This is a genomic window from Flavobacterium sp. WC2421 (assembly GCF_040822115.1).
In the GTDB taxonomy this organism is placed as follows: Bacteria; Bacteroidota; Bacteroidia; order Flavobacteriales; family Flavobacteriaceae; genus Flavobacterium.
This window is the reverse complement of the sequence record NZ_CP162004.1, coordinates 1,197,343-1,219,614: the sequence shown is the minus strand read 5'-3', so window position 1 is coordinate 1,219,614 and position 22,272 is coordinate 1,197,343. Positions and strand designations below refer to the sequence as shown.

At 34.9% G+C, this 22,272-nt stretch carries 15 protein-coding genes and 1 tRNA gene; 4 read left to right on the top strand and 12 right to left on the bottom strand.

Translation table 11 applies throughout. The features are described 5' to 3' along the window. Positions 1–41 precede the first annotated feature (41 nt). Positions 42–1,613: a murein L,D-transpeptidase gene (locus AB3G33_RS05130; protein ID WP_367773114.1), complete on the top strand. Its 1,572-nt coding sequence runs from the start codon at positions 42–44 to the stop codon at positions 1,611–1,613. Positions 1,614–1,718: 105 nt separating this feature from the next. Here the strand turns inward: AB3G33_RS05130 and AB3G33_RS05125 are convergent, their stop codons facing one another. After that, complete coding sequence (locus tag AB3G33_RS05125; protein ID WP_367773111.1) at positions 1,719–2,033, bottom strand: HPF/RaiA family ribosome-associated protein; 315 nt, start codon at positions 2,031–2,033, stop codon at positions 1,719–1,721. Between the two features lie 193 nt (positions 2,034–2,226). Here AB3G33_RS05125 and AB3G33_RS05120 point away from each other — a divergent pair, with 193 nt between their 5' ends. Both AB3G33_RS05120 and AB3G33_RS05115 read left to right on the top strand, forming a co-directional pair. After that, positions 2,227–3,837: a murein L,D-transpeptidase gene (locus AB3G33_RS05120; protein ID WP_367773109.1), complete on the top strand. Its 1,611-nt coding sequence runs from the start codon at positions 2,227–2,229 to the stop codon at positions 3,835–3,837. A gap of 85 nt (positions 3,838–3,922) precedes the next feature. Then, on the top strand, positions 3,923–5,524 hold the full coding sequence (locus tag AB3G33_RS05115) for a murein L,D-transpeptidase (protein ID WP_367773107.1): 1,602 nt from the start codon (positions 3,923–3,925) through the stop codon (positions 5,522–5,524). A 73-nt stretch (positions 5,525–5,597) separates the two neighbouring features. Here the strand turns inward: AB3G33_RS05115 and AB3G33_RS05110 are convergent, their stop codons facing one another. The 7 genes from AB3G33_RS05110 to AB3G33_RS05080 all read right to left on the bottom strand — a co-directional run bounded on the left by AB3G33_RS05110 (position 5,598) and on the right by AB3G33_RS05080 (position 17,424). Then, positions 5,598–7,064 carry a glycoside hydrolase family 130 protein gene (locus AB3G33_RS05110; protein WP_367773104.1) on the bottom strand — a complete coding sequence of 489 codons (1,467 nt, stop codon included), beginning with the start codon at positions 7,062–7,064 and terminating at the stop codon, positions 5,598–5,600. A gap of 549 nt (positions 7,065–7,613) precedes the next feature. Then, on the bottom strand, positions 7,614–9,713 hold the full coding sequence (locus tag AB3G33_RS05105) for a prolyl oligopeptidase family protein (protein WP_367774096.1): 2,100 nt from the start codon (positions 9,711–9,713) through the stop codon (positions 7,614–7,616). A 668-nt stretch (positions 9,714–10,381) separates the two neighbouring features. Next, complete coding sequence (locus AB3G33_RS05100) at positions 10,382–12,592, bottom strand: TonB-dependent receptor (protein WP_367773102.1); 2,211 nt, start codon at positions 12,590–12,592, stop codon at positions 10,382–10,384. Positions 12,593–12,813: 221 nt separating this feature from the next. After that, a complete protein-coding gene (locus AB3G33_RS05095) occupies positions 12,814–13,164 on the bottom strand; it encodes a hypothetical protein (RefSeq protein WP_367773101.1) in 351 nt (116 codons plus the stop codon). A gap of 101 nt (positions 13,165–13,265) precedes the next feature. Then, positions 13,266–14,255, bottom strand: coding sequence for an aspartate-semialdehyde dehydrogenase (locus AB3G33_RS05090; RefSeq protein ID WP_367773099.1), 990 nt, complete (start codon positions 14,253–14,255; stop codon positions 13,266–13,268). A 219-nt stretch (positions 14,256–14,474) separates the two neighbouring features. After that, on the bottom strand, positions 14,475–14,891 hold the full coding sequence (gene mscL, locus AB3G33_RS05085) for a large conductance mechanosensitive channel protein MscL (RefSeq protein WP_367773097.1): 417 nt from the start codon (positions 14,889–14,891) through the stop codon (positions 14,475–14,477). Positions 14,892–14,979: 88 nt separating this feature from the next. After that, positions 14,980–17,424 carry a bifunctional UDP-N-acetylmuramoyl-tripeptide:D-alanyl-D-alanine ligase/alanine racemase gene (locus AB3G33_RS05080; protein WP_367773095.1) on the bottom strand — a complete coding sequence of 815 codons (2,445 nt, stop codon included), beginning with the start codon at positions 17,422–17,424 and terminating at the stop codon, positions 14,980–14,982. Between the two features lie 206 nt (positions 17,425–17,630). Between AB3G33_RS05080 and AB3G33_RS05075 the strand changes: the two genes are divergently transcribed. Beyond that, the gene (locus tag AB3G33_RS05075; protein WP_367773093.1) at positions 17,631–18,236 is read left to right on the top strand and encodes a hypothetical protein; all 606 of its coding nucleotides are present in this window, start codon (positions 17,631–17,633) and stop codon (positions 18,234–18,236) included. Here AB3G33_RS05075 and AB3G33_RS05070 read toward each other — a convergent pair. The 4 genes from AB3G33_RS05070 to AB3G33_RS05055 form a co-directional block, all read right to left on the bottom strand. Next, positions 18,231–18,938 (bottom strand): porin family protein, encoded by a 708-nt coding sequence (locus tag AB3G33_RS05070; protein ID WP_367773091.1) that lies wholly within the window; start codon positions 18,936–18,938, stop codon positions 18,231–18,233. The genes AB3G33_RS05075 and AB3G33_RS05070 overlap by 6 nt on opposite strands. 972 nt (positions 18,939–19,910) lie before the next feature. Further along, positions 19,911–19,997: transfer RNA gene (locus AB3G33_RS05065), tRNA-Ser, on the bottom strand. A gap of 60 nt (positions 19,998–20,057) precedes the next feature. Then, entirely contained in the window at positions 20,058–21,086 is a 1,029-nt protein-coding gene (locus AB3G33_RS05060) for an asparaginase (RefSeq protein ID WP_367773090.1), read from the bottom strand. Further along, entirely contained in the window at positions 21,086–22,213 is a 1,128-nt protein-coding gene (locus tag AB3G33_RS05055) for a 1-acyl-sn-glycerol-3-phosphate acyltransferase (protein WP_367773087.1), read from the bottom strand. The genes AB3G33_RS05060 and AB3G33_RS05055 overlap by 1 nt, the downstream gene beginning before the upstream one ends. Positions 22,214–22,272: the final 59 nt, after the last annotated feature.

The following is a 22,272-nucleotide window of genomic DNA, read 5'->3' as shown; positions in this document are numbered from 1 at the left end:
CTTATTTTTACGGCATCCTATTATCAAGAAAGTCCCCAAGTATGAGAAAGTTATTCTTTTCATTTGCCCTTATGGTTTCTATTCTTTTCCTTACAATCCTATCCTGCAAGAAAAAAGAATACAAATCCATTGCTATTATTACGGATGACCTTGCCTCTCCTTTTGACAGCACATTAGTACAAACTTTTTTTGAGAAACACCCTAAACTGAAAGACTACCAAGCCGAAGTACTACAACTATATCGCAAACACCAGTACCATTATATTTGGTATGACAAAAGTGGCGTCAATGAATTTGGTAATCTGTTGCATAATAAAATCAACACTCTCGAAGAGGAAGGAATTGAAAATTCAGTTCCATATAAAGAAGAAGTAGATTTAATTTACGTCAATCCCACGAACTCGAAAAAGCCAAATTTAGAAACCGAGTTATTAAACTCCGCCTTGTATTTCTATTACACCAACACTGTTTACCATGGACTCGACGCCACAAAATCTACAGAAATGGAATGGCATCTACCTCGAAAAAAACAATCGTATGTCAATTATTTAGATTCCCTATTAACCAATCCTGGATTAATCAACAAGAATGAAAAAGGGCTAATTGCCCAATATTTTCTATTAAAAAAGGTATTAAAAAAATACCGCGAAATGGAAAAAAAGGGAGGCTGGAAAACGATTTCAATAGATTCTACCGTTACTTCTTATAAAGTAGGCGACAGCGCCAAAGTCATCGCCCAAATAAGGCAGCGTCTATTTATTTCTGGCGATATCACAACTGATTCTAAAAGTGCTGTTTACGATAAAGAATTATCTAAAGCCGTCTTAAAATATAAAAAAAGAATGGGCACTTTTGCCAGCACCATTATTTTACAAAAACACATTAAAGAACTGAATATTTCTGTAGCAGAACGCATAAAGACCCTTACTATCAATATGGAGCGTTGCCGTTGGATTTCGAATGACATCTTTAAAGCCAAAGAATTTATTGCCATCAATATTCCTTCCTATCAACTAAGTTATTTTATTGATGGAAAACCGGCGCTACGATTAAAGGCTGTTGTAGGGAAAGCACTGAATAAAACGGTCATTTTTAGTGCACCTATGAAATACATCGTCTTTAGTCCGTACTGGAATGTTCCCAAAAGTATTCTTGATAAAGAAATCCTTCCTGGGATTGAGAAAAACGAAAACTACCTTACAGAACACAATATGGAATGGCACAACAATAGTGTCCGACAAAAACCAGGTCCAAAAAACTCATTGGGACTCATCAAGTTTTTATTCCCTAATTCTAATGACATCTACCTGCATGATACGCCTTCAAAAAGTTTGTTTAATCGTGAGGATAGAGCCTTTAGCCATGGATGTATTCGCATACAAAACCCTAATTTACTAGCCGAAACGATTCTTAGAAACGATACAAAATGGGATGCTGCAAAAATTGAAGAGGCAATGAACAGCGGAGTAGAATCTTGGTACACACTAAAAAATAAAATTCCTGTTTACATTGGTTATTTTACCGCTTGGGTAGATGAGGACAATACGGTTCACTTTTATGACGATGTGTATAAAAGAGACGAAGCCTTAGCTTCTTTGTTATTTGTAAAATAAAACCTTTACTTTTTTAGAGTCAAAAAAAAAAAAAAAAAAATGACACTCCTTATTGAAAAGGAAGTGTCATTTTTTTTGAATATATATTTTAACCCTTAATTTTTTTTAGTGTGCCTTTTGTTTTTCAAAAGCAGTAGTTAGGATCTTTTTCATTTTGTCTAGAGCACCATGAAATGCTTTCTCAGTAACATCAGCATAATCTGAAACTACTAAAGGTTGCATTCCTGCAGGACGTGCTTCTATAAGACATTTTTTATCATGAGTTCCCACTTTTTCTCCATTTTCATCCGTAAAATGAACTTCTATACGTGTAATTTTATCATCAAAACGAGATAGTGATTTTGCTAATTCAGTAGAAAAATAAGCTTCTTGTCTATCGTGTCCTTCTACATTTTTGTCTGTGTTAATCTGTATTTTCATAGTATTAAATATTTTAAGATTGTCTTTCAAAACTAAGGTTAATTCCCTCAAAAAACGAAGCAATTAATAAAACATTATGAAAAGAAAGCAAGATTTTCGAATAAAAAACCAAAAAACAATCCTACCGTTAATTCCATCCTAATACACTTTCAAATTCCCAATACTTTTCTTAACTTTAAGAAACGTTTTTGCCATGAGACCTTTTTTTTGGTTCCTTATCGTTTTATTATCGGACTATGCTGATGCCGCAATTCACCGTGATACAACAAAAAATGTCACGGACAAAGCTTTGTATTGCATTTCTAACTCTAAGGAAATTACTACCAACAATTCCCTCGTTACTATTGACTTGATTACTCTCAACCGTTTTTTTAATACCTATTCCAATTTAAAAAAATACCGATCAGATGTGATTCTTTTGTACAAAAACCGAAACTACAAATCCATTTGGTATGATGATAAGCAGCTTATTGAATTTGCGAATGTATTATATTCGAAAGTCAACCAACTTGAGAATGAGGGATTGAAGTTCAACTTGGCTTACAAAGATAAAATTCATTCTATTTTTAATACGGAATCAGCAATTGAAATTACAAAGACCGAAAAAGAGCTGCTACTGTCCACACTATATATCTATTATGCTAAAAAAGTATTTCATGGTATCGACAGCCAAAAAATTCATGAAACGGGCTGGTTTTTACCCCAAAAAAATGTTTCCTATAAAACGCTACTGGATTCGTTATTAACCCGTCCGCAATTGTTAGATAAAAATGAAAAACAACTTTTTGGGCAATATTACAAACTGCGAGATGCCTTGAAGCAGTACCGCCAAATTGAAAAAAATAGCGAATGGACACCCATTGAAACCGAATCTGGAGTTAAAGAATTCCAGCCGGGCGACAGTTCAAAAACTATTGCTCAAATCAGGCATCGATTGCTTGTTATGGGAGATTTGAATACCGATTCTAAAAGCAATATCTATGATGCCGAACTGATGGCAGGAATACTGAATTTCAAAAAAAGAAATGGTTACAAACCCGATTATCCCATAGGTTCCCAACACCTCAACCGCATGAACCTCCCCATCGAACACTACATAAAAACCATTATGGTTAATATGGAACGCTGTCGATGGATTCCTCCCAAATTAGCAAAAGCGGACGAATTTATTATTATAAACATTCCGTCGTTTACTTTAATCTATAAAAAAAACGGTCAAAATATTTTAGTTTCTAAAGTCTTCGTGGGCTTCAACCTAATGGAAACGGTACTTTTCAGTTCTAGTATAAGCCGTGTGGTTTTTAGTCCCTATTGGAATGTTCCCCAAAGCATTCTCGACAACGAGATAAAACCTGCTATGGAAAAAGATTCAACTTATATGACCAGGCACCATTTTGAATGGAACAAAAAAAGTCTCAGACAAAGACCAGGACCTGACAATGCATTGGGAGTCGTCAAGTTTGTTTTTCCTAATACCTATAGCATCTATCTACATGACACTCCTTACAAACTCAATTTTAATTATGATTTTCCTCGATTCAGTCACGGTTGCATTAATATGCAAAAAGCCAAAGAATTAGCCTATTTGATTTTGGCAGATTATCCGGACTGGCCGTTAGAAAAAATAAATGAAGCCATGAATAGTGGAGTTGAAACCACCTGTGTTCTAAAAAAACCAATTCCCATTCATATTGGCTATTTTACTGCTTGGGTAAACGAAGCGGGAGAAATTAATTTTTATTTTGATATTTATTTCAAAGACAATCAACTAGCCGAACTGCTATTTGACTCTAATTTAGACTAAAACACCTACTGTTAATAAGGAATCAGAACCCTATATTCATCTCCCTTTTTTGTATCTTTATAACTGATTATCAAATAGTAACAACATGAAACGCTTCCCTATTTCATTCTTTTTTTTTGCTGGGTTCTTTTTTTTGTTGGGTATGACCAATGAGTCAAAGGCCACCACTAAAAAAGTGTTGTTACTAAACCTAGCTGTCAAATACCAAAGAATCCCTGCTTTTCCACTTACCCCATTTGATAGTACGCTGATTGCTCCTTTTTTTAAAAAATATTCCAAATTCAATTTCCTCAAGCCAGAGGTGATGGAACTCTATAGTAAACACCAGTTTCACTATTTATGGTACGACAGCAAAGGCATCAACGAGTTTGCTGATTTATTGTATAACAAAATCAACAACTTGGATCAAGAAGGGGTGCGCATAAAGGTTCCGTATCAACAAGAGTTGCGCGACATTTTTCAGGATGAAGAGAAAATGAACAAATCAAACTTAGAGGTAGAGCTCTTACTGTCCACACTATATTTTTTTTATGCTGACAATGTATTCAAAGGATTGGACATCCAGAAAAGTACGGAACTGGGTTGGTACTTGCCTCGAAAAAAACAATCCTATGTGAACCGCTTGGATTCATTATTACAAGATCCTGCACTGATCAACAAACCAAACAAAGGGGTTTTAGGGCAATATTATTTATTAAAAGAAGCGCTCCAAAACTACCGAAACATTGAAAAAAAAGGAGGATGGAATCCCATTGAAATTCCCAAAAAAATGAAATCATTGCAACTAGGCGACACCTCGGCTGTGGTGCTCCAAATTAGGAAACGGCTTTTTATAAGTGGGGATTTAAAAACAGATTCTCAAAAAAACGTGTTTGACAATGAGCTCCTAACTGGTATTTTGAAATACAAAGAACGCAATGTTTTTACCACTGACTCTGTCCTACTGCCCAAACACATCAAAGAAATGAATGTTACCGTGAGTGAACGCATTAAAACCATTATGATTAATATGGAGCGCTGCCGATGGATTTCCCCTAGCTTAACTCAAAACAACCGCTACATTATCGTGAATATTCCTGCTTTTACCCTTACTTTTTTCAAGGACGGCAAGCTTGCATTGCTCTCCAAAGTAGTGGTGGGAAAGTCCATGAATAAAACCGCGGTTTTTAGTGGACAGATGAGTCAAATTATTTTTAGTCCGTATTGGAACGTGCCACCTAGTATTTTAAGAAAAGAGATTTTACCCGCTATTGCCAAGAATTCCAACTATCTCGCTAAAAACGATATGGAATGGGTTGGCAACCGCGTAAGGCAGCGACCCGGAGAGCAAAACGCCTTGGGGAAGGTGAAGTTTGTATTCCCTAATTCACATATTATTTATATGCACGATACGCCGTCCAAAAGTTTGTTTGAACAAGACACAAGGGCTTTTAGTCACGGATGCATTCGTGTGGCACGACCTCGTGATTTGGCGATTATGGTACTCGAAGGAGATACCAACTGGCCTATAGAAAAAATTGACGAAGCCATGAATCGAGGGGTCGAAAAAACCTACAACCTCAAGACCAAAATCCCTGTTTACATAGGCTATTTTACCGCTTGGGTGGATCGGGAAGGGCTGGTACATTTTTATGACGACATCTATGCTCATGATGAAAAACTTGCTGAATTGTTGTTTACGGATTAATTTTTGTTTTTGTGAAGGCTTGTGATGGAAGGCACTAAATAGTTCCAAACAAAAAAGGGGTTTCTTGGTTTTATTATTTACTCTTTTTTAGGGCATCGAGTAATTCTACCATGTCAACCACTCCATAAGTGGAGGAATAGTCAGATACGGCATAAGGCAATATGAGGTTGTTGTTATGGATAATGGAACCGCAGGAATAAACCACATTTGGCACATAACCTTCTCGCTCGTCTTCTAGTGGGGCAAGTAAGGGCTCGGCCAGTCGGCCAATTTCCTTTGAAGGATCGTCAAGATCAAACAAGGAAGCGCCCAGACAATAGCGTCTCATGGCGCCTACTCCGTGAGTGATTATTAGCCAACCTTCGGCGGTCCAGATGGGAGAACCACAGTTTCCTATTTGTGTGAATTCCCAAGGATATCGGGGTTGCTGGATGAGCAAAGGATTATTCCATTCCGTAGGTCTGTCTGAATACATGAGGTAATTATTGACCCCATCGATTCTAGAAAGCATGGCGTACTTGCCTTTTATTTTTCTAGGGAACATCGCCAGATTTTTATTTTTTGCCCCTTCTCCATACAAAGGCATGATATGAAAGGAATAAAAGTCTTCGGTTGAAATGAGTTTTGGCATAATCACGTGGCCATTGTAGGCTGTATAGGTTCCAAAAATCTTGTGGGATGTGCCATCGTCAAAGAATCGTACAAAACGGGCATCTTCAATACCCCGGCTTTCAGAGTCTGAAATGGGAAATATAACCCGTTCCGTGATATCAGAGTCGTGCTTGAATTGTATGTCATAAAAAGAATCTGCCAACCAGATGATTTCTTCCAATGCGCTGCGCTGATCTTGGCTTATAGATGGATCATCTAGTACCTTATTGATGGCGTTTTTTATGATTTCATATCCAAATTTCTCGGGCATGTCTTGCAATATCATGGCCGTGTATTTATCGGGCGTATTCATCTCGGCTAATTTCTTGACAAATCTATTTTTGTCAAACAAGGATTTGTGTACAATCTCGGCCTTATCGATATTAGCACCTATCTTCATCATTTGGAGGTCGTTGTTTTTATCGAGAATTCCTCTCCTAAAAACGACCGAAGAAATATGGCCTTCACCTGTGGCCCTAAAAGAAATAATAACCCGCTTTTCCTGTTTTCCCAGAAAAGACTGATCGAAATCCTCCATCATGGAAGGATTGAAAAAAGCAGCCGATTCGATGGCGTATTCCATAGTGCAGTACGAACCAATGAGCATTTTTCGTTCCTCAGAAATGCCGTCATAGTTGATTTGCATTTCTTCAATGATGCCACGAATGTTTTCACAATGCTTGAAGAATATACGTGAAATATTACGGTGTCGTCTAGCAAACTCACGCAGTGTGTGTTCCAGTGTATGAATGACTTGTTTTTCGTCTAACACCATGATATGACTTACCATATCGCGGGTTCGCTGCTCGCCATTCATAAAATAGCGAGCCACCACTCTACTGGAATCTGGGGTGAATTTTACATTTTTTCGGGTAACAGCAACTCTCATAGCTTCATTTTTAAAATAAAAATAAGTGAGGCTTTTAAATATCGTGGTAAAAAGTCTTTTAAATACAGTGTGTTATTTGCCTTATTATAGCAACTAAACTTTCATTATTAGGATATTAAAGATACTAAAAAAGTTTAAAACAAGCCCTATTTACAGACTGTTATCTATTGTAGTTCAAGTAATTAAATAACGGGCAGGGATTTGGTGGTTGTAGTTTGTCAGAGTTATTTTTGTCAAAACGTAAAGCGACTCCGTTTCTCGCCATTGCAAGGAAAGAATCAATCTTATTATCCTTTTCTATTTTCTTTATGTGATCTCTCTTGCTTCGAGATGACAAAGAGAACTTGATGACTAGTAACAAAAAAACGCTACTCTTTCGAATAGCGTTTTATGAAAATAAAGTTGTTAATTCCTCTTTGTCCCTAGCCCTGATGGGAGCGGCATCTCCCGATTTAGAAAAACAAGGCTTTTTTCAAGCCGTAGTTTTTATTTATCGGGAATACAGCGGACAGCAGGAAAAAGCTCCTAAAAATAAATGAAATGCAAATCTTAGTTGTCTTCTTTTTGCAATTGGGTGATGCCCATGTTGTATAAGGTAAAGGCTTGGATATCGACGTTTTCCTGAATGGTTGCCGCCACCGATTTTCCTGCGCCGTGACCCGCTTTGACATCAATGCGAATTAAGGTTGGGTTGCTTCCCGCTTGTTTTTCTTGCAACTCGGCAGCAAACTTAAAGCTGTGTGCTGGCACCACTCGGTCATCATGATCGCCCGTAGTGACCATCGTCGCGGGATAGTGTGTGCCTGCTTTTACGTTGTGCACTGGTGAGTACCCTTTGATGTATTCGAACATTTCTTTGCTGTCCTGCGCGGTTCCGTAATCGTAAGCCCAGCCCGCTCCTGCCGTAAAGGTATGGTAGCGCAACATGTCCATAACGCCCACGGCCGGCAAAGCGACTTTCATCAAATCAGGACGCTGGGTCATGGTGGCTCCTACTAGCAAACCTCCATTTGACCCACCACGAACGGCAAGAAAGTTTGGAGAGGTGTACTGTTGGTCAATTAGATATTCAGCTGCAGCGATGAAGTCATCAAAGACGTTTTGTTTATGCATTTTGGTTCCGGCATCGTGCCATTTTTTACCGTATTCTCCTCCTCCACGCAAGTTAGGAACAGCAAAAACACCTCCGTTTTCCATCCAAACGGCATTGGCAATACTAAAACTAGGCGTTAAACTCACATTGAATCCTCCGTAACCGTAAAGCATGGTTGGGTTTTGTCCGTTTTGTTTTAATCCTTTTTTGTAAGTGATAATCATGGGGATTTGGGTTCCATCTTTCGACGAATAAAATACTTGTTTTGACTCGTAATCGTCGCTGTTGAAATCTACTTTTGGCTTGGCATACACCGCTGATTTTCCTGATTTGGGTTCAAATGAGAAAATGGTTCCTGGCGTTGTGTAGTTTGTAAATGAATAATAGAGTGTTTTGTCGTTTATCTTTCCGCCAAAACCTCCTGCTGTTCCCAGTCCCGGCAACTGGATTTCACGCATCTTTTTGCCATTGTAATCGTACTGCTGCACTACTGATACGGCATCTTTCATGTAATTTGCAAAAATGCATCCGCCTCCTGTTGATGGAAATAAAACATCCTGAGTCTCGGGGATAAAATCGTTCCAGTTTTCTTGTGTTGGATTTTTTATATCTACCGCTACCACGCGTTTATTGGGTGCTTTCCAATCGGTAACGATAAAGAGTTTACTTCCTTGATTGTCAAGAATGGTATTATCACTATTGAAATTATCAACAAGTGTCACAATAGGACTATTAGCCTTTCTTAAATCTTTGACGTACAATTCATTTCCATAAGTCGAATTGGCCGCTGTGATGACTAAGAAATTATCGTCTTCGGTCACATAACCGCCTACATATCTTCGTTTTTGGTCTTCACCAAAGATGATTCTATCCTTTTTTTGAGCGGTTCCTAGTTTATGAAAATAGAGTTTATGTTGGTCGGTTTTGGCCGAGAGTTCGCTTCCTTTTGGTTTTTCGTAACTAGAGTAATAAAACCCTTTGTTTCCAAGCCATGAAATGCCACTAAATTTGACATCGACAAGGGTGTCTTCAATTACTTTTTTGGACAAAGCATCCATAATAATTACTTTTCGCCAGTCGCTTCCTCCTTCGGATATCGCATAGGCTACTATAGAACCGTCTTTGGAAAAATCCATTCCGCCTAGAGAAGTCGTTCCATCTTTGGAAAAAGTATTTGGATCTAGGAAAACTTCTTCAATACCCGAGGCGTCTTTGCGATACACCACCGACTGGTTTTGCAGTCCGTTATTTTTAGAATAATAGGTAAATTTCCCTTCTATGGATGGCGCACCTATTTTTTCATAATTCCATAGTTTTTCCATTCGGTTTTTTAGTGCTTCTCGAAAAGGAATTTGGCTTAGGTAGCCGTAAGTGACTTCGTTTTGTGCTTTTACCCAGGCTGCGGTTTCCGTAGAGCGGTCGTCTTCTAGCCAACGATACGGATCATTGACAACTGTATCAAAATACTGGTCGACAACTGTTCCCTTTGGAGTTTTAGGGTATTGGATTGGATTGTTGTTTTGTCCAAAAGTTGTTATTGTTGGAAGTATTGCCATTATAAAGAGTAGTTTTTTCATTAAAAAAAGGAATTGGTTAAAACAAAAATAGACAATCAAAATATAAAGAGATAAGTCAGATACGTTTTTTGACCGTTTTGGGCTTGTTTTTTTTAAAGCATATAAGTCATATAAGTTTTTTTTAGCTGATTGTGTTGAAAAGTATTTTAACTGGAGTCGCAAAGCAATAAAAAACAAACCATATAAAGTATCTAAGGCCATATAAGCTTTGTGTAAAAAGTATTTCAAACAATCGCTATCTTAAACATACAACTCAGATACGCTTTTCTTATTAGATTGTGAGAGAAGATTGTTTCACAGAGAATCACAAAGATTTTGTTATTAAACCATTAAGGAATTAAGAAAATGAAGCTCAGCGGGACTTTGAGTTTACTTTGTGATTCTTTGCGAAACAAACAACTAAAAAACTTATATGACTTATAGGTTAAAAAGCCTCAGCGAGACTTTGCGGTTATTCTGCGGCTCTTTGTGAAACAAAAACTACAAGCAGATTTACAAAAACCATTAAGAAATTAAGAAAATTAAGCTAATAACTTATATGACCTTAAAAGCCTTAAATGGTTATAAATACTTAATGAAACTTAATCCCTTAATGGTTTAAAAAGCTTAAATGACCTATATGTTTAAAAAGCTTTAGACTGTAAAAACTACAAGCCGAAGTTCACCCCAAGCACGATGTTTCTTCCTATATTAGGAACACCATCATTTTTTAATCTTGATAAATGAGCAATGTATCTTTTGTCTAAAAGGTTATTTGCATTTAAATTGACATCAAAAACCGTTTTTCCTAATTTCACTGTTCCACCAAGGCCTAAGTTTATTGATGTATACCCATTGGACTTAGTTTCAAAACCGCTTACATTACTTTGATTTAAAGTGGTATTGACATTAAAAGTAGCAAATCCATCTTCAAGCCACTCTTTGATTTTGAATTCTCCTTTCAGGGTATTGCTCCAGTTATTCGCAGGAATTAACGGTAAATAGTCTCCGTTTTGTTTCTTTCCTGTAACGGTTTCAAAACTGGTTTCGTAATGCAACCAATCTAAAGGATGTGGGTGAAAATGCAACCCAATTTCTCCTCCATACAGTTTCGCATTATTTTGAATATAATTAAATACGTCCGTGTTTGACAACATGGTTCCTGTAGGTGAAGTATAAATATAATTGTTGATGTGGTTGTAAAACCCGTTGACAAAAAACTCAAAGTGATCGGCCTTGTATTCCAAGTTCAAATCCGTTTGTACGTTTTGTTCCGTTTTTAAATCGCTATTTCCTATTTCGTAACGATTGGTTCCTTCATGAATCCCATTTGAAGTAAGTTCAGCCAAGTTAGGCGCTCTAAATCCAGAAGCTAGATTTAATCTTAAAGTAAAATCATCGGCTAAGTTTGTTTTATATCCTAACGAAGCATTAAAGCTGTCAAATGATTTATCAACCGCTTTGAAATACCCCTCTTGACCAACAGTTCCGTGTTCGACACTTGAAATTTGTCTGTTATCAAATCGCAAACCTGCTTGAACTGCACTATTGTTCCCCCATTCATAATTAGCGGTACCAAAAACACCAAAATCATTCGTTGTAGCATCAGGAATTAAATATTCATTTCCGAAATTGGTATTCGTTTGATGCATTCCTTGAATTCCCACAATTGATTCTAGTTTGCCCATTTTAGGCAAATGGTATTTTGCATCGTAATTAAAGGTTTTCAGTTTCATATGTAAACCGGCCACATTACTATCTACAAACTCTGAACGATCATTTGCGATGTATCCTAAATCGACATCCAGTTTTGAATCTTTGAAGTAGAAAATAGAGTTTAAACTCAGTAAATTATTAAAAACTCCTTGTCTAGGAAAACCCGTCTTTTTGCTCGAAGATTGAGCTGCTATTCCATCTTCAGGAATTCCCAAATCCAGTTTATTGAAGTTGTAACGCAACACACTAGAAAACTTTGCATTACTATATCCAATTCCTGTTTTGAAATCGGTTTCATTGTAACGCGTATTTGTCACTCGATCACCACCAGAAATACGGTAATCTGAATGCGTATTGTAACTCCCACGAGCTAGAAATTTCCAGTTGTCTGTGGATGTTTTTAATCCAAGAGATGAATTACTTCCTAAAGTATTAGAAAATAATTTTTGGCTAAAATTAGCTTTGAACGTATTAGCGTCGGCAAATTTCTCTGGGTTGAAATACAAAACACCTCCTAGCGCATCCGAACCATATAATAAGGAAGCAGGCCCTTTTATCACCTCAACACTTTCTACTCCCGCGTCGTTTAATCCTAAACCATGTTCGTCTCCAAATTGTTGATTTTCCATACGGACTCCTTGAGAATATACTAAAACACGATTGCCACTCAAACCACGAATCACCGGTTTCCCGATAGATGTTCCTGTTGAAACTTGCGAAACTCCTGGTATCGTAGCTAATCCTTCGATCAAGGTAGACGTTCCTTTTTGTTGCAATGACTTCATACTCTCATGCTCTACTTTCATCACGTTTTGCGACTGCAATTTATTGAAAGCAGTAGAAACAATTACCTCATCCATTTGAAAAATACTTTCTTCTAAGATGACATCTAGTGTATTCTCTTTTTGTACTTTTTGAATGGTTTTATTTTGAGTAGTGAAACCGACGAAGGTAAAGTCCAGTTTTAAATCCCCATTAGGAAGGTTTGTTAAACTGTATTTTCCATTTGCATCTGTTGTGGTTCCTTTATGCAATTCTGGAGCAGAAACAGAAACTCCTTTTATAGGCTGATTTGCCAAATTTAAAACGGTACCTGATACTGTATTTTGCGCTTGTAGCAGAGCCGAAAACCCTAACAATAGCGTAATTATAATTTTTTTCATTGAAAATGATTGTATTCTCATGGGTGCCAAAGTAACAGCACTCCATGCGTGAGATTGTTTTTAATTGTATTTGAAATTATAATGCGATTTAAAACAAAGGCAATTCATAAAAACCCAAATAGTCTAAAAACTAAGGATTGAAATCGTTTATCACGAATTGAATCACTCAATTTAGAGCTTAATGATTTAAAATTATCTTTTAGTTTAAATAACAGAGCAGTTTAAACAATTAAAGTTGGGGGACCACGATGGGAGTATAAGCTTCCTGAAAAGGAAATAACAGTCTCACCATTTTCAAAAAAATAAGGAAGCGACTGGTAATTAGAGTGTAGTGTGTAATAAAACTGTAGCGGAGAAACATAGGAACCAAATGTAAAATGACATACTTTACAATCATCAAAATTATGATGTTGGTGTGTTATTTCGGTATGGGTAACATTGTATTTGTGATGGCATTCTGTTTGCGAAAATTGCTTTACAAAATGTTCGTAGGTATGAAGCGATTGAAAGAGTATCGAAAACAACACTATCAACGCTAAAGAAAGACTTAGTAAGAGTTTTTTCTTTTTCATACGGTACAAATGTAGGAAAACAAAAAAAAGAAAACCATCTAAATTAACAAAACATAAAGAATTATTAACTTAGATGGTTTAAAATAATAGATTATTACGTATTACACCAATTTGGCAGCAATAAGATATTCAGCAATTTGTATTGTATTTGTAGCAGCACCTTTACGTAAATTATCAGCAACAATCCACATGTTTAATGTATTAGCTTGACTTTCATCACGACGTATTCTACCTACAAAAACTTCATCTTTACCCTGTGCGTACATTGGCATTGGGTACGTGTATGTATCATTGTTATCTTGAACCACTACTCCATCAGTATGGTGCAAAATGTTTTGAATATCCGAAACCACAAAATCATTAGAGAATTCCACATTTACCGCTTCACTGTGACCACCTACAATAGGCACACGAACAGCAGTTGCTGTAACCGCAATGGTTTTATCATCAAGAATTTTTTGAGTCTCACGAACCAATTTCATCTCTTCTTTAGTATATCCATTTTCTTCGAATGAATCACATTGAGGAATAGCATTTCTATGAATTGGATATTTGTAAGCCATCTCCCCTTGCACACCTGCATATTCATTTTCTAATTGTTGTACTGCCTTAACTCCAGTTCCAGTGATAGACTGATACGTAGAAACAATTACACGCTTGATGTTGTATTTTCTATGTAATGGTGCTAAAACCAAAACCATTTGAATAGTCGAACAGTTTGGGTTTGCTATAATTTTATCTTCTTTTGTTAAAGATGAAGCGTTGATTTCAGGAACAATTAATTTCTTAGAAGGATCCATTCTCCAAGCAGATGAATTATCAATAACTGTTGTTCCGGCCGCAGCAAATTTTGGAGCCCACTCTAAAGATGTATCTCCACCTGCAGAAAACAAAGCAATATCAGCTTTCATGTCTACGGCAGTTTGCATTCCAACTACTTTATATTTTTTTCCTTTGTATTCAATTTCTTTCCCAACTGATCTTTCAGAAGCAACAGGAATTAATTCAGTAACCGGGAAATTTCTTTCAGCCAAAACTTTTAACATTACTTCGCCCACCATTCCAGTAGCGCCTACAACTGCTATTCTCATCTTATATTTTTATTATTGAACATTAATTTTGAAGTACAAAAGTAAGTAATATTCAAATCAAAACAAGAGTGTTCACAAAAAATAACAAAATGTTACAAATAAAACATTTTGTATGTTTTTATAGTTTCCTTAGGAAGGAACTACTTCATTTAAAGCTAAAAAAAAGAAAAACCGCCTCAATTAAGAAGCGGTTTAGTTAGAATATAAAGTGTAGCGGTATTATTTTTTTAGCAAATCTCTGATTTGAGTAAGCAACTCTTCTTGAGTTGGTCCCGCAGGTGCAGCAACTACAACTTCTTCCTTCTTTTTAGCTTTCTCAGCAGCTCTTAAAATGACAAAAACAAACAAAGCAATAATAACAAAATTAATTGTTGCTTGTACTAAATTACCATACGTTATTACAGCAGCCCCTGCTGTTTTTGCAGCAGCTAAATCAGCATAACTATTTCCATCTAATGTTATGAATTTAGTAGTAAAATCAATTCCACCTGTTATTAAACCCACGATTGGCATAATAACATCATCAACCGCAGAACCTACAATTTTACCAAATGCACCACCGATAACTACAGCAGTTGCTAAACTTAACACATCACCTTTCATTAAAGATGCCTTAAAATCACTGAAAAATCCCATACCTTTTTTTTTAAAAATTAGACTTATTTAGTGCTAAATTAATAAATAATTAACATGAATTGAAATTTCGTGTTAAAATTACACTATATCAGCGATAAAAAACGCGTTTTACCCTTTGGGATATACTTGTAAGAATTTCATAAGGAATGGTATGAAGCATTTTTGCTATATAAGATACCGTAGGATTTTCTCCAAAAATAACAACAGAATCTCCTTCAGTACATTCAATATTCGTTACATCTACCATTAACATATCCATACAAACACTTCCTAAAATCATAGCTGTATGTTCCTTTATGGTAACATATCCTAATTCATTTCCCCAAGCTCTTGAAATACCATCAGCATAACCAATAGGGATTGTTGCGACTTTAGTAGTTTTAGTTGCCATGAATTTCCGTCCATACCCTACACTTTCTCCTACAGAAATAGTTCTAATTTGTGAAATAACCGACTTTAATGTTCCCACATTTTCCAAATACTTTTGTTCCGATGGATCATTAGAAACACCGTAAAGTCCTATTCCTAAGCGCACCATATTAAATTGAGAATCGGGAAAATTACTTATTCCCGAAGTATTCAAAATATGTCGAATGGGATTGATTGCTAATTCTCCTATTATTTTAGATGACAATCTATCAAACAAACTAATTTGCGAAAGTGCAAAATCTCGATGCATCGGGTCATCACTTGTAGCAAGATGCGATAAAATACTTTTTATTACAACCGTATTATTCCCTTTTAGAGTAGCGATCATTTCGGCAATTGTGTCTTCTTCAAACCCTAAACGATGCATTCCTGTATCTAATTTAATATGAATAGGAAACTGTTTTAATTTTTTTTGATTAGCAATTTTTAGAAATGCATGCAACCCTTTTAGACAATAAATCTCGGGCTCCAACTGATGCTGTATAATAGCTGAAAAACTCGTATTCTCAGGATTTAAAACCATAATAGGCAAATGAATTCCTCCGTTTTTCAATGAGATACCTTCATCAGCGAAAGCCACACCCAGGTAATCCACTTTATGATGTTCTAACAGTTTAGCAATTTCAAGACCTCCATTTCCATAACCAAAAGCTTTTACCATAACCATGATTTTCACTTTGGGTTTCAGCTTGGACTTAAAGAAATTGAGATTGTAACTAATGGCATTTAGGTTAATTTCTAAAACTGTTTCGTGCGTTTTCTCTTCTAATAATTGAACGATTTCTTCAAATTGAAAAGAACGTGCTCCTTTGATCAAAATCGTTTCATTTGCAAATTCAAGATTTTCAAAATCAGCAATAAATTCAGCTGTATTTTTATACGTAATGCAATTGGCAAATTTATCTTTAAATGCTGATATAGTTTCTCCAATTCCAATAATTCGATTGATATTATTGGAAACAATTAAGGTGGCAACTCGGGAATATAACTCCTCATTGGCCAACCCACTTTGAAAAATATCCGATAGAATTATCGTTTTCTTTTGGAATTGTTTTTGACTCTCCAAGAAATCCAATGCTATTTTTAAAGATTGAAAATCCGAACTGTAACTATCATCAATAATACTACAATTGTTGATTCCGTTTTTTACTTTCAACCGCATTTCTACAGGATAAAGTAATAACATTCTTGCCTGAATTGTTTCGTTGTCATAATTGAAATATAACAGGGTCATTAAACAGCACACAGCATTCTCAATGGATGCGCTATCTAGAAAAGGAATTTCTAATGTAAACTGATTCCCTTTGTACTTATAATACAATATTATGCTTTCGCTTTTTATTTCTTTTTTAAATACAAAAACATCTACATCTTCATTTTCAAAACTCCAATTGAACTTTTTTGATGTTGGTAGAATATAGTTATCAACTAAACTATTCTTTTGATAAATAACAACTTCAGCCCTTTTAAAGAGTGTTAGTTTTTCCTTTATTTTTTCCTCTAAATTTTGAAACCCTTCATCATGCGAAGAACCAATATTTGTCAAAATTCCTATTGTAGGTCGAATTACCTTTTCAAGTTTTCCCATTTCATCCACAGTGGAAATCCCTGCTTCAAAAACCCCTAAATTATGTTTTTCATTAATAGCAATTACAGACAAAGGCACACCCACCTGTGAGTTATAACTTTTAGGACTCCGAATAATATTAAAATCGGGACTTAATAAAAAATTGAGCCATTCTTTTACAATTGTTTTTCCATTACTGCCTGTTAAACCAATAACTGGAAAATGAAATAAATTGCGGTAATAAGACGCAAATTGTTGCAAAGCATCCAAAGTATTTTTGACAACCAAAAAATTAGCTTTACTCTCACAACCCTCAGGAATATAATTCACAACAAAATTATGAACACCAATAGCAATCAACTCTTTAATATACAAATGTGCATCATTATTAGGCCCTATTAACGCAAAAAACAAAGTTTGTGAACTATTTTGCAAGGATCGACTATCAATAGAAACCGTATCCACTGCAGCATCCGAATCAGTGCCAAACCATTTGGCTTCAAGAATTGGTATTATGTTTTTTATTAATATACTCATTTATAGCTAACGTTTTAAACGTATGTTTTTACGGATTGGTTAATCTCCCTCAAAAATAAGACTTCTTTTTATAATGCTAGTATTCACTTTACAACAATTTCATTCAAATTCCTCTTAAATTAAAATCATTATCAATTCTAGAGTAGATTTGATTTCCTATTTTACTAGATTTCTTATCTTTGCTACGCTAACCAAATATAGAAGTCTTGAAAAAAATCCTTCCCCTATTTTCTTATATCTTGCACCCGATTTTTATTCCTGTTTACGCCACCTTGTTCTATCTTTTTTCAAATAATTCTTACTTTTTAAATAAAGAAAAATATTTAGTTTTACTACAAGTTGTAATAATCACCGTGTTCCTTCCGATTTTGTTCTTCTGGGGGTTGCGCTCAACAGGGAAAATCAGTTCGGCAATGGCGCCGCTTCTCTCTGAACGTAAAATTCCATTAGTACTTCAATGTTTTTTAATCATTTTTTTGGTTCGCACCAACATCACAATCGAACGTTATCCAGAATTGCATTTTTTCTTTTTGGGGGCTTTATTAAGTACTCTAATAGCGTTGCTTCTTTTATTTGCTAAAATGAAAGTAAGCCTGCATATGATTGGAATAAGTGCTTTGACATTTTTTGTATTGGGTTTAAATTTACACTTTCAAACACAAAATATTTTTTCGATACTATTTTTAATTCTGATGAACGGTTTTATAGCTTCATCCCGATTAGAAATGAACGCACATACCGTTAAAGAATTAATTATTGGCTTTTTAATAGGTGCACTTCCTCAAGTATTGCTAATGTACTTATGGCTATAGAATGTAAAAAATAACTCCAATATTAAGTGATTTAATACCTAGTTGCTCCCCATTAATTTGAGCCGTTTTTTTGAAAATTGAGTTTAAACCATAATAAGCATAAACATTTATTGTATTGTAGCCCGAAGACACATACAATCCATATAAAAATTTATTAAAATCTTTATTTCCTGTAATGGTCGTTTTTCCATCACCATCACTAAAAACAGATTTGTCATAAATTAAATAACTAAACTTAACTCCTCCATAAATTCTCCAAAACTTATGGCTCTCATATGTAGAGGTTCTCCATCGAAACTCAACAGGTAGGTCTATTAATAGCTGGGTGAATTTATTTTTACTATATGTTGCTTTAGAATCGATTATGTCATAAACCGGCAATTGATTCGTTCCTGAAATTGCTACATTTTGATTGTAATTATTGTATGAAAAACCCAATCCAGATGCAATTGCAACGGTTCTGTCTTTATTTATAGGCATATCCCTAAGAAACCCCAAAGAAAGTCCTGTTGAGAATTTTTTTTGAGATAACCCAGCAGGCTTTTGTTGTAAAGTGTTGTATGTAAAGCCAAAATAAAACTGATCTTCTCTATATAAAGAATCAATCTTAGTTGGTGCTTTTTCCGCTAACGGCACACTTTCTTCTTGCGAAAAAGCATTAAAAAAGGGAATTAAAAGGAAACAACTTAAAAAAAATCGCATAGTCTTATTTTTGTTTGATGACATTTCCATAATCATAATTAAATATATTCTCAACTATTGCTATTCTTTATAGCAGTACAAATATAGGATTTTGACAGGTTTATGCTACCTAATGTTTTTAAAAAAAACTGTCATTTATATAAATGCAAATACCCCACTAAATATATTTAGTGGGGTATTTGCGTAGAATTATAAAACTCAGTACAATTCTTTTAATTTATCAATTCGTAATATCTTGTTGCAGCCGTTTTTTTAATTCAAAAAACCGCATACCCTGATACCGATATAAATTAAAAAACCATCAAAATTAATACACCTATGGAAAGACTAGCTGCCATAACAAAAAAGCTTCCTATGTATAAAAACATCTCGTTTTTTTTATTTTCCATTTTCATTAGTAAATTATTATTCGTTAGTATTCAATTTTTTTGTTAGTTAAATCTACGGAATAATCCGTTTAAACAACAAATTAAATCGATTAAATACATCTTTTATCATTTTAAATGTGTTTTTTCTTATATTTTAATTTTATACAACTACAAGACATACTACAATCCTAACAAAAGAAATCTTGACTTCATAATTGGCTCAAAATAATCACTAAAACTTTAAAAAAATTAAATAAAGAGGTACAGGTTTTAAAGAATAAACAAACATTCCACACTCAGAAATACGCAAAACAAAAATCAAAAAATAAAGATTGTTTATTAGCAATTTTTTATTAGCAAAATACATTATTTGTCCGTTTTGGAAAGTTTAAAAATTTAAGCAAAAAAGCTTCTAAAAAGAAAGTCTGTTCTTATTGTTGAAAGGAAGTGATTAATTAGGTAGCATCGTAAGGAGAGTATTTCCCAAAGAAATAATCGTTTATGCTTTCCAAATTCCTTTTTGCCTTTAAACGCATACGAAAAATAGGTTATAAAAGCTATAAAACAAAAAATGCTTCCCTTTTAGGAAGCATAAATAATTTTGCAGAGAGGATGGGATTCGAACCCACGATGCAGTTACCCACATACTAGCTTTCCAGGCTAGCTCCTTCAGCCACTCGGACACCTCTCTTTTTATTTGAGGCTGCAAATAACATGAAAAAAAATGAGTTAGAAAAGCAAAATCAATTTATTATGCAATTTCTCCTCTCAAAGAGGTTTCAAAAACTGTTTTAAAAGCATTTGGCGCAATATCATGTCCTAATAGGTACATTAATTTTGTGATTGCAGCCTCAGTGGTAATGTCTTTACCAGAAATAACACCTATTTCTTTTAAAACGGTACTTGTTTCATATTGTCCCATATTCACGCTTCCGCCCGAACATTGAGTAACATTAACAATGTGTATTCCGTCTAAAATTGCTTTGCGCATTAGGTTTAAAAACCAATCTTCGGTAGGAGCATTTCCTGAACCATAGGTCTCTAAAATAATTCCTTTTAAATCTTTTATTGATAAAATACCTGACAAAACTGTTTCACTCATTCCTGGGAACATTTTGACAATAGCCACATTATTATCCATTTTTTTATGAAGCTGCAAAGGCTTGTCGCTGATTTCTGAAAGAAACAATTCAGGATATAATTTTAAATGTACTCCTGACTCCACTAATTCAGGATAATTAGGAGATGTAAAGGCTCTAAAATGTTCCGCATTAATTTTAGTTGTACGGTTTCCTCGGTATAATTTATATTCAAAATACAAACAAACTTCCTGAATAACGGGCTTACCATTTTCCAATAAAGAAGCGATTTGAATAGCGGTAATTAAATTTTCTTTGGCATCTGTACGCAAATCACCTATAGGCAACTGAGAGCCTGTAAAAATGACTGGCTTAGACAAATTCTCTAGCATAAAACTCAATGCAGATGCTGAGTAGGACATCGTATCTGACCCATGTAAAACTACAAAACCATCAAATGAGGCATAATTTTCTTCAATGACAGAACCAATATTACACCACTGTTCTGGATTCATATTGGATGAATCTATTGGATCTTCAAAAGAATAGGTTTCAATTGCACAATCTAATTGTTTCAATTCAGGTATGTTTTTCAATAATTTACTGAAATTAAACGCCTTAAGTGCGCCAGTTTCAAAATCTTTACTCATCCCGATTGTACCACCAGTATATATCAATAAAATCCTAGCTTTTGTATTCATTAAATGTGTTTTAATTGATTAACAACTGGATTAGCATACATATCCAAAATACCTTGTAAAGCAACTGGGTTTTCAGCATCAATTCTCATCTCCAGCCTACGTTCAAAGAGTGATTTTTCATTTTCAGTATATAAATGAGAATAAGTATTCGTTTTATTCAAAATATCATACGCAATGAAATTGGTAGGCCAAAGCTTATAATTGCGAAGTATTGCATCATCAATAACTTGAGCTAAAGCTTGTATTTGCTTATTTGAATTTTCAAATTCATTTTTAATACCATCAATTTCTTTATCAAGAACGTCACCAATATGGATATGGATTCGCTTCTTTTGACCCATTACTCCACTAAGAAGCGTCATGAAGTCTTCGTTTTTTTCCTTAATATAAACTTCGTTATTGGCCTCAGCCATTAATTGCGGAATTTTTAAAACATCCGTTGGATCGTATTCGTAAGAAATAGAAACGGGAACAATTTTTATTTTTTTAAAATAATCCATTAAATTTGACTCATCAGAACCCATTCCGAGCATTTTCAAAACACCTGGATTTGTCTCGTCATTCCCATCTTTTGTTCTACCTTCTCTTTGCGCAATCCAAACAGAACGGTTTTCATGTTGCAACAAGTGGCCAATATATTCAGAAAGTGTTTTGGAGCTTAGTAACATTTCCCTTGGTGTCAACCCTCTTTGAACCAAAAAATTACGATTTAGTTTAGCTAACGTATTTAAGAAATCTTTCTTAACCAGATTATCTCCAATTGCCGAAGCTGTCATTACCAATCCATGTTCAAATAATGCAACATTTAGCAGGGTCGTATCCAAAAGGATATCTCTATGATTAGAAATAAACAAATAAGACTCTCCTTTGTCTAATTTTTCAAAACCAGAAGTCGTCAATCCGTCAGAACTTTTTTCTAAAACTTTTTGTATCGTATGATAGATAAAATTACATTGAAAATCACGAATAGAATGTGTTTTTCTAAGCTGTTCTTTCCAAACCTCATCTTCTGAATAAGGGAAAGTAAAATTCATCATAGCTTTCATCATAGGATGATTCACTACATCTAGAATGGCATCATTAATTTCGGAATCATAAAATGGCCGAATAGCGTCAAATTTTTGCATTTTGGTAATTTTAAGTGGGCAAATGAACAAAAAAAATATCAATTTATAGCGAATTTAGC

Bases quoted from the DNA above. Each gene is read 5' to 3' on its own strand.
- AB3G33_RS05125 (WP_367773111.1), bottom strand. From the start codon at position 2,033: ATGAAAATACAGATTAACACAGACAAAAATGTAGAAGGACACGATAGA.
- AB3G33_RS05130 (WP_367773114.1), top strand. From the start codon at position 42: ATGAGAAAGTTATTCTTTTCATTTGCCCTTATGGTTTCTATTCTTTTC.
- mscL (WP_367773097.1), bottom strand. From the start codon at position 14,891: ATGGGATTTTTCAGTGATTTTAAGGCATCTTTAATGAAAGGTGATGTG.
- AB3G33_RS05110 (WP_367773104.1), bottom strand. From the start codon at position 7,064: ATGAGAGTTGCTGTTACCCGAAAAAATGTAAAATTCACCCCAGATTCC.
- AB3G33_RS05070 (WP_367773091.1), bottom strand. From the start codon at position 18,938: ATGCGATTTTTTTTAAGTTGTTTCCTTTTAATTCCCTTTTTTAATGCT.
- AB3G33_RS05115 (WP_367773107.1), top strand. From the start codon at position 3,923: ATGAAACGCTTCCCTATTTCATTCTTTTTTTTTGCTGGGTTCTTTTTT.
- AB3G33_RS05055 (WP_367773087.1), bottom strand. From the start codon at position 22,213: ATGCAAAAATTTGACGCTATTCGGCCATTTTATGATTCCGAAATTAAT.
- AB3G33_RS05105 (WP_367774096.1), bottom strand. From the start codon at position 9,713: ATGGCAATACTTCCAACAATAACAACTTTTGGACAAAACAACAATCCA.
- AB3G33_RS05060 (WP_367773090.1), bottom strand. From the start codon at position 21,086: ATGAATACAAAAGCTAGGATTTTATTGATATATACTGGTGGTACAATC.
- AB3G33_RS05095 (WP_367773101.1), bottom strand. From the start codon at position 13,164: ATGAAAAAGAAAAAACTCTTACTAAGTCTTTCTTTAGCGTTGATAGTG.
- AB3G33_RS05100 (WP_367773102.1), bottom strand. From the start codon at position 12,592: ATGAAAAAAATTATAATTACGCTATTGTTAGGGTTTTCGGCTCTGCTA.
- AB3G33_RS05080 (WP_367773095.1), bottom strand. From the start codon at position 17,424: ATGAGTATATTAATAAAAAACATAATACCAATTCTTGAAGCCAAATGG.
- AB3G33_RS05090 (WP_367773099.1), bottom strand. From the start codon at position 14,255: ATGAGAATAGCAGTTGTAGGCGCTACTGGAATGGTGGGCGAAGTAATG.
- AB3G33_RS05120 (WP_367773109.1), top strand. From the start codon at position 2,227: ATGAGACCTTTTTTTTGGTTCCTTATCGTTTTATTATCGGACTATGCT.